This window comes from Sulfuricurvum sp., from assembly GCF_049305995.1.
GTDB lineage: Bacteria > Campylobacterota > Campylobacteria > Campylobacterales > Sulfurimonadaceae > Sulfuricurvum.
Map to the genome: position 1 here is coordinate 1 of NZ_JBAQPS010000008.1, position 6516 is coordinate 6516.

General features: G+C 44.3%; 7 protein-coding genes. 4 read left to right on the forward strand and 3 right to left on the reverse strand.

Translation table 11 applies throughout. The features are described from left to right. Positions 1–29 precede the first annotated feature (29 nt). Positions 30–272 (forward strand): ComEA family DNA-binding protein, encoded by a 243-nt coding sequence (locus WA010_RS00260; RefSeq protein WP_422555173.1) that lies wholly within the window; start codon positions 30–32, stop codon positions 270–272. On the opposite strand, the gene WA010_RS00265 is transcribed toward WA010_RS00260, so the two are convergent. Genes WA010_RS00265 through bioD form a run of 3 tightly spaced genes read right to left on the reverse strand, consistent with a single transcriptional unit; the run spans position 269 to position 2743 of the window. Then, on the reverse strand, positions 269–1204 hold the full coding sequence (locus tag WA010_RS00265) for an aminodeoxychorismate synthase component I (RefSeq protein ID WP_422555174.1): 936 nt from the start codon (positions 1202–1204) through the stop codon (positions 269–271). The genes WA010_RS00260 and WA010_RS00265 overlap by 4 nt on opposite strands. Further along, a complete protein-coding gene (locus WA010_RS00270; protein ID WP_422555175.1) occupies positions 1204–2073 on the reverse strand; it encodes an aspartate carbamoyltransferase catalytic subunit in 870 nt (289 codons plus the stop codon). Before WA010_RS00270 ends, WA010_RS00265 begins: the two co-directional genes overlap by 1 nt. A gap of 16 nt (positions 2074–2089) precedes the next feature. Further along, complete coding sequence (bioD, locus tag WA010_RS00275; protein WP_422555176.1) at positions 2090–2743, reverse strand: dethiobiotin synthase; 654 nt, start codon at positions 2741–2743, stop codon at positions 2090–2092. Between the two features lie 50 nt (positions 2744–2793). Between bioD and WA010_RS00280 the strand changes: the two genes are divergently transcribed. The 3 genes from WA010_RS00280 to clpA form a co-directional block, all read left to right on the forward strand. Continuing rightward, complete coding sequence (locus tag WA010_RS00280; RefSeq protein WP_422555177.1) at positions 2794–4032, forward strand: aminotransferase class I/II-fold pyridoxal phosphate-dependent enzyme; 1239 nt, start codon at positions 2794–2796, stop codon at positions 4030–4032. Positions 4033–4054: 22 nt separating this feature from the next. Then, on the forward strand, positions 4055–4354 hold the full coding sequence (locus tag WA010_RS00285) for an ATP-dependent Clp protease adaptor ClpS (RefSeq protein ID WP_422555178.1): 300 nt from the start codon (positions 4055–4057) through the stop codon (positions 4352–4354). Positions 4355–4356: 2 nt separating this feature from the next. Continuing rightward, the coding region (clpA, locus tag WA010_RS00290; protein WP_422555179.1) for an ATP-dependent Clp protease ATP-binding subunit ClpA at positions 4357–6516 on the forward strand (2160 nt) is incomplete at its 3' end.

Genomic DNA, 6516 nt, shown 5'->3' on the forward strand with positions numbered 1-6516 from the left:
ATATGATACTTTAAGTTATGAGGTTATATATGGTTAAAATTTTCACAATCCTTTTTCTCTTTTTTTCTTTTGCATTTGGTGTTGTCAATATCAATAAAGCCAATTCTGCACAACTTCAAACTCTTTATGGCATTGGTCCAACAAAGGCTACAGAGATTTTAAAGTATCGTAAAGCGCATGGTGGATTTAAAAGTGTGAACGAACTGGTAAATGTAAAAGGGATTGGACCAAAAACGGTTCAGAAATTAAAATCTCAAGTGAGTATTCGCTAAGGTATATAAATCTTATCAATCATCTCTTTGTACTCGCTTTCACATTCACTGTCTGCGGTGATTCCTCCACCGCTTTTGTAAATAAGTTTTCCGTTTATTCTTTCGATAAAACGGATAGCGACGGCACTGTAGAGATTCTCTCCGTCAAAATAACCGAAGACACCGGTGAAATAGCCTCTATTATATCCTTCGACCTCTTGGATAATTTCGAGTGTTTTTCGTTTTGGTGTTCCGCTGATGCTACCTGCCGGTAATAAAGCCAAAATCAATCCTTCAGCATTCTCTTTCCAATTACTTTTTAACGAACCCGATATATGAGAACTTACTTGATGCAGTTTTTTTTCTCCTGTATCGATGGTTGTAATGTATCGGAACTTTTCCACTTTAATACTGTTCGCGACTATTCCTAAATCGTTACGTAAGAGATCGACTATCATTGTATGTTCGGCAAACTCTTTCGGATCGTTGATAATTGTTTCGATGGCATTTGGGAGTGATGCGTCGATCGTCCCCTTCATTGGATAGGTGTGTATGGTGTTGTTTTCAATCGTGATAAACGGCTCTGGAGAGAAGCAGACAAACTGATCTCTTACTCGCAGTTTATAGGGGGCATGTGCCATGGTATAGATCTCTTGGAGTGTGTAGGGAGACTCGATAGGAGTTGCTTGTGTTAAATTGAGTAGATAGGTATTACCGCACCGTATATGTTCTTGAACGCTATTGAATTTTAGTCGATAATTTTCTAATGACAAAGGGAAGAAAGAGGGCTTGTGAGGGGAGTTACTACTATCTGTATCGCTTTGAAAAGCAAATTCAATATCTTCGCCTTTGAGTTCATCTAATGTATAGCAATGGAGAGTTGTTCCGGTAAAATCGGTATAAAAAAAGCAAGGAACCCCCGCAGAGACGAGGGAACTAAAACTCTGCATCATTAGGCGATAAGTGCTTTTAGGACTGCCATACGGATGGCAACACCGTTTCGTACTTGTTCCAAAACTTTACAACGGGGGTCTTTTAACATCTCATCATCTATGTCAATATTACGATGAACCGGGCCTGGATGAAGGAGGATAAGATCGCGTTTCCCAACAAGCTCATGGGTAATGCAAAAGTCTGAACCATAATCTTTTAACGAACCGTAGGTTTGATGAGAGTGGCGCTCTGTTTGGGTTCGTAGAGACATGATGGCATCGATGCCATCGATGGCTTCACGAATGTTGTGGGTTGTTTGAAGAGAGGTTTCGGGGAGAAAATGAGGAGGTGCCACAAGGGTGATCTCCATCCCAAAACGTGTTAATAGCTCGATATTGCTGTTGGCAACGCGTGAGTTTTTAATATCACCGACAATGGCGATTTTTTTACCCATAAGATCTCCGAAATGGCGGCGAAGGGTAAAGAGATCGAGAAGGGCTTGTGTCGGATGGGCATGTGCTCCATCACCCGCATTAATGATGGAGGCATTGGTATGCTGTGCGAGGATATTGGGGACTCCTGCATGGGCGTGACGGACGATCATTGCGTGCGGTCCCATTGCATCGAGATTGGCTGCTGTGTCAACGAGACTCTCCCCTTTTTGGGTAGAGCTTTTTTGAACATCCAGATGAACCACTTCGGCACCGAGCCGTTTGGCAGCGATTTCAAAGGAGCTTTTAGTACGGGTGGAGTTTTCGAAAAAGAGGGTAATAATGATTTTTTCTTTGAGGATCGGGTCGAATTGCCCTCCCAAATAGTGCTCAGCATCTTGTAATACTTGATGAATCTCTTCGGTGGTAAAGTCGTCTGTACGGATAAGATGTTTCATAGTATTGTCCTCGTATTTATGATGATATTGTATCTAAAAGTGCTTTGGCAATGGTATCGATGTCTTGGTCAATTCGGTAAATTGATGGGAATCGATAATTTAGATAAGGGAGGGATGTCGTCTCAAAAGAAGTATCTTCCGCTCGGCAGTTAAAGCCGACAACGAAGGGGAGTTTAGACTCTTCGAGAACGTTTATACTGAGTAACGTGTCGTTGATACAGCCGAGGTTGCAGTGGGTGACCAATAGGGTTGTAGCGTTGAAGTAGCGAGCCAAATCAATCATCATAGTTTCACTATCGATCGGAACCATTAGACCTCCAGCTCCTTCGATAATGACAATATCACAAAGAGCTTCGATTTTGGCTAAAGCACTGTCGAATAGAGTGAAATCAATTTTCCTCCCTCTGTTGGCGACAAAAGGTGCGGCGGGAAGGGTAAACTGAAGCGGTACAATATTTTGTAGTGTCAACGATAAAAGTGCAGAATTATGAATACAGGCGGCATTAAAAAGTTCACTTCCATCGCTTGGGAAATCCTTTACACCTGTTTCAATAGGTTTATAGACTCCCACACTGAAACCAAGTGCACTGAATGCTTGAATCAGCAATTTTGAAGTGTGGGTCTTGCCGATATTGGTATTGGTAGCGGTTACGAAAATTCGTTTAGACAAGGCAAGACCCTTTTAGGTTATAATTGCCTAATTTTAATATAGGTTTGATGATGAATCGCTTTGAAGAGTTTACAACCCGCATGGTTCAGCAAGTGGGGAAAAAAGAGGGGGCAATCAGCCCTGTGATGGTTAACTCGGCGTCGTTTGGGTATGGCACCAGTGAGATGGGTGAGGGGATATTCGAGGGTTCGGTGAAAAAACCGCTCTATGCGCGTGTGGGGAATCCGACATCATCTCAGTTAGAACAAATTCTCGCTTCTATGGATGGGGGCGCGGGCGCGGTTGCCGCTTCATCAGGTATGGGTGCAACGGCAATGGCGACACTCAGTCTGTTGCGTGCAGGGGATGAGATTATTAGTATCGGCGGATTGTTCGGCGGAACGTATTCCTATTTTTCCGAAACACTTTCCCGATTTGGGATCATCACTAAATTTTTTGATGTGGATGAGTTTGAGGGTATCGAGGATGCGATCAATACGGCGACGAAAATAATTTTTCTAGAGAGTGTCGGCAATCCTAATATGCGCCTTCCTGATATTGGTAAGATCGCGCAGATCGCCAATCGCCATGGAGTTGTGTTGATGGTGGATAATACGATTACTCCGCTTAGTGTTGCACCGTTGGCTTTGGGAGCGGATATCGTCGTCTATTCGACGACGAAAATTATCACGGGAAATGCCTCCGCACTGGGTGGTGCAGTGATTTTTCGCGCCATTGCTGAGGGGGAAGATAAGTTTAAAGAAGATCGTTATCGTGACATCCACCCATTTATCCAAAAAATGGGTTCCATGGCACTGGTGGCCAATGCCAAAAAACGGGCTTTACGTGATTTCGGAATGAGCTCAAATGGGTTTGGCAGTTACCTTACTTTGTTGGGATTGGAAACATTGCCTTTACGCCTCGATCGAATCGTTACGACGGTAGAGAACGTTGCTAGAGCACTGCATGATAAAGGTTTTAGTGTTAACCATCCTTGCTTGCCACATCACCCCCATCATGAGCGCTATCTGAGCCAATTTGCAAACGGATGCGGAACCATACTCACGATTGATATGGGGAGCAAAGAACGCGCATTTGAGTTTTTAAATCACTCTAGGCTCATCACTATTACGGCGAATATCGGCGATAGCCGTACTTTGGGTCTTCATATGGCATCGACCATTTATCGTGATTTTGATGAAGCGACACGGGAGTTCTTAGGTATAACACCTGGACTTATTCGTATTTCGATTGGCTTGGAAAGTGCTGAAGCAATTATCGAAGATTTCGTTAATGCGGCAAAAATTTAAAAAGATTCGGTATAGTTCAATTATGGCGACAAAACATGAACACTCAACAAGTTTAGAGACAATTTTAGAGCATCCGAAGCAGTACAATGTTTTTTTGCTTAACGACGATTACACATCAATGGATTTTGTGGTCGATATTTTGATGAAACTTTTTCGCAAAAACTTTCAAGATGCTCATCGAATTATGATCGAAGTGCACAAATGCGGTCGTGGTTTATGCGGGGTTTATCCTTTTGAAGTTGCGGAGACAAAAGTGCATCAAGTGGGGACTTTAGCACGTGAAAACGGATTCCCCCTAAAAGCGATAATGGAGGAGGCATAAACATGGTGAGCACGGAACTCAATGCGATTTTCCAAAAAGCGGTTGCCTTCGCACGCCATCAGCGGCATGAATATCTAACGATTGAGCATGTGATGTTAGCTCTTTTGAATTCTCCTGATGGGGAATCGATTATCAAAGCGTGCGGTGCGGATGTCGAGATTATTCGAGAATCTTTGGGTGCATATTTGATCCAAACGATGGAGCCGCTGCCGGAGGATACCGAGCAAGATCCGTTTGAGACGGTAGCATTGGCTCGTATGATCGATGGGATGATGCATCATGTGCGAAGTGCTCAAAAAGAGGTCGCTGATGTCGGAGATCTGATTGCGGCGGTATACGAAGAACACCATACCTATGCCTGTATGCTTCTCGAAGAATACGGGATCAGCCGTGTCGATGTTCTCGAAGCGATATCGCATCGTGATATCGAGAGTGCGCAAGAGGATTCCCGTAGCGAGGGGGCTTTGCAAAAATATGCGATCAATCTGATTGATCAAGCCAAAAAAGGGAAAATTGATCCCGTCATCGGGCGTGTTAATGAGATTGAGCGTGCTATTCAAACCCTTTGCCGTCGTAAAAAGAATAATCCTTTATTGATCGGTGAACCTGGAGTGGGTAAAACGGCGATTGCCGAGGGGTTGGCATTGCGTATCCTCTCCGGTGATGTTCCGGTGTTGCTCGAAGATGCCGAGATATTTGCTCTTGATTTGGGGGCGATGTTGGCGGGAACCAAATATCGGGGCGATTTTGAGAAACGTCTTAAAGCGGTGATGGATGAAGCCGCAGAGCATCAAAACGCGATTTTGTTTATCGATGAGATTCATACGATTGTCGGAGCGGGTGCTGTGGGTGGTGGAAGTATGGATGCCTCTAATCAGCTCAAACCTGCCCTTGCGTCGGGGGTGCTCAAATGTATGGGGGCAACAACTCATACCGAATACCGAAGCGTGTTTGAGAAAGACCGTGCCCTCAGCCGTCGTTTCGCCCGTATCGAGGTGGGTGAACCGAGTGATGAAGAGAGCTTTTTGATCCTCAAAGGGCTACGTGCACGGTATGAGAAACACCATGGGGTGAAATACACTGATAAAGCATTGCGCTCTGCCGTAGAACTCTCTAAAAAATATATTACAGATCGTTTTTTACCCGATGTTGCTATCGATTTGATTGATGAAGCGGGGGCTTCGTTTCATCTTAAAACCCACAAACGAACTACTATAACTCCTCATGATATCGAGATGGTTATCGCAAAAATGACAGGGATACCTACTTCTAAAATGGGTGTGGATGAACGTGAAAAACTTGCTTCACTAGAGAGCGATCTAAAAGCACTGGTTATTGGGCAAGACGGTGCGATTGAACAAGTGGTTAAATCCATTAAACGCTCCTACGCAGGTCTCAGTGCACCGCAAAAACCGATTGCCTCCTTTTTGTTTTCCGGTCCTACGGGGGTAGGTAAAACAGAACTGGCGAAATCGTTGGCAGAGACATTGGGGATCTATTTTGAGCGGTTTGATATGTCCGAGTACATGGAAAAACATGCCCTTAGCCGTCTCATAGGGGCTCCTCCTGGGTATGTAGGGTTTGAGCAGGGGGGATTACTGGTCGAGACGGTACGTAAGCATCCGTACATGGTTTTACTGCTCGATGAGATCGAAAAAGCGCATCCCGATTTGATCAATGTATTGTTGCAGGTGATGGACAGTGCAACGTTGACCGATAATACGGGATTTAAAGCTAACTTTGCGAATGTCGTCCTCGTTATGACCTCCAATATTGGAGCTACGGAACGCAGCGTGATGGGCTTTAATGCCGATAGCGCAATCTCACGTCATGAAGCACTTAAATCGTTTTTTACCCCTGAGTTTCGTAACCGTCTCGATGGGGTTATTGAGTTTGGGACATTGCCAATGGATGTTGTCGAGGGGATTGTTGATAAATTTATCGCTCAGCTCAACGATCAGTTAAAAACTAAAAAAGTGACAGTAGTGTTGAGCGATAAAGCCAAAGCCTATATCGCGAAAATTGGTTATGACAAAGCGATGGGAGCACGCCCTTTGGGGCGTGTTATTTCGGAAAAAATCAAAGATCCTTTGGTGGATGAGATGCTCTTTGGGCGTTTGGTACAGGGTGGAAAAGTCTCGGTCGATTATACTGATCAACTC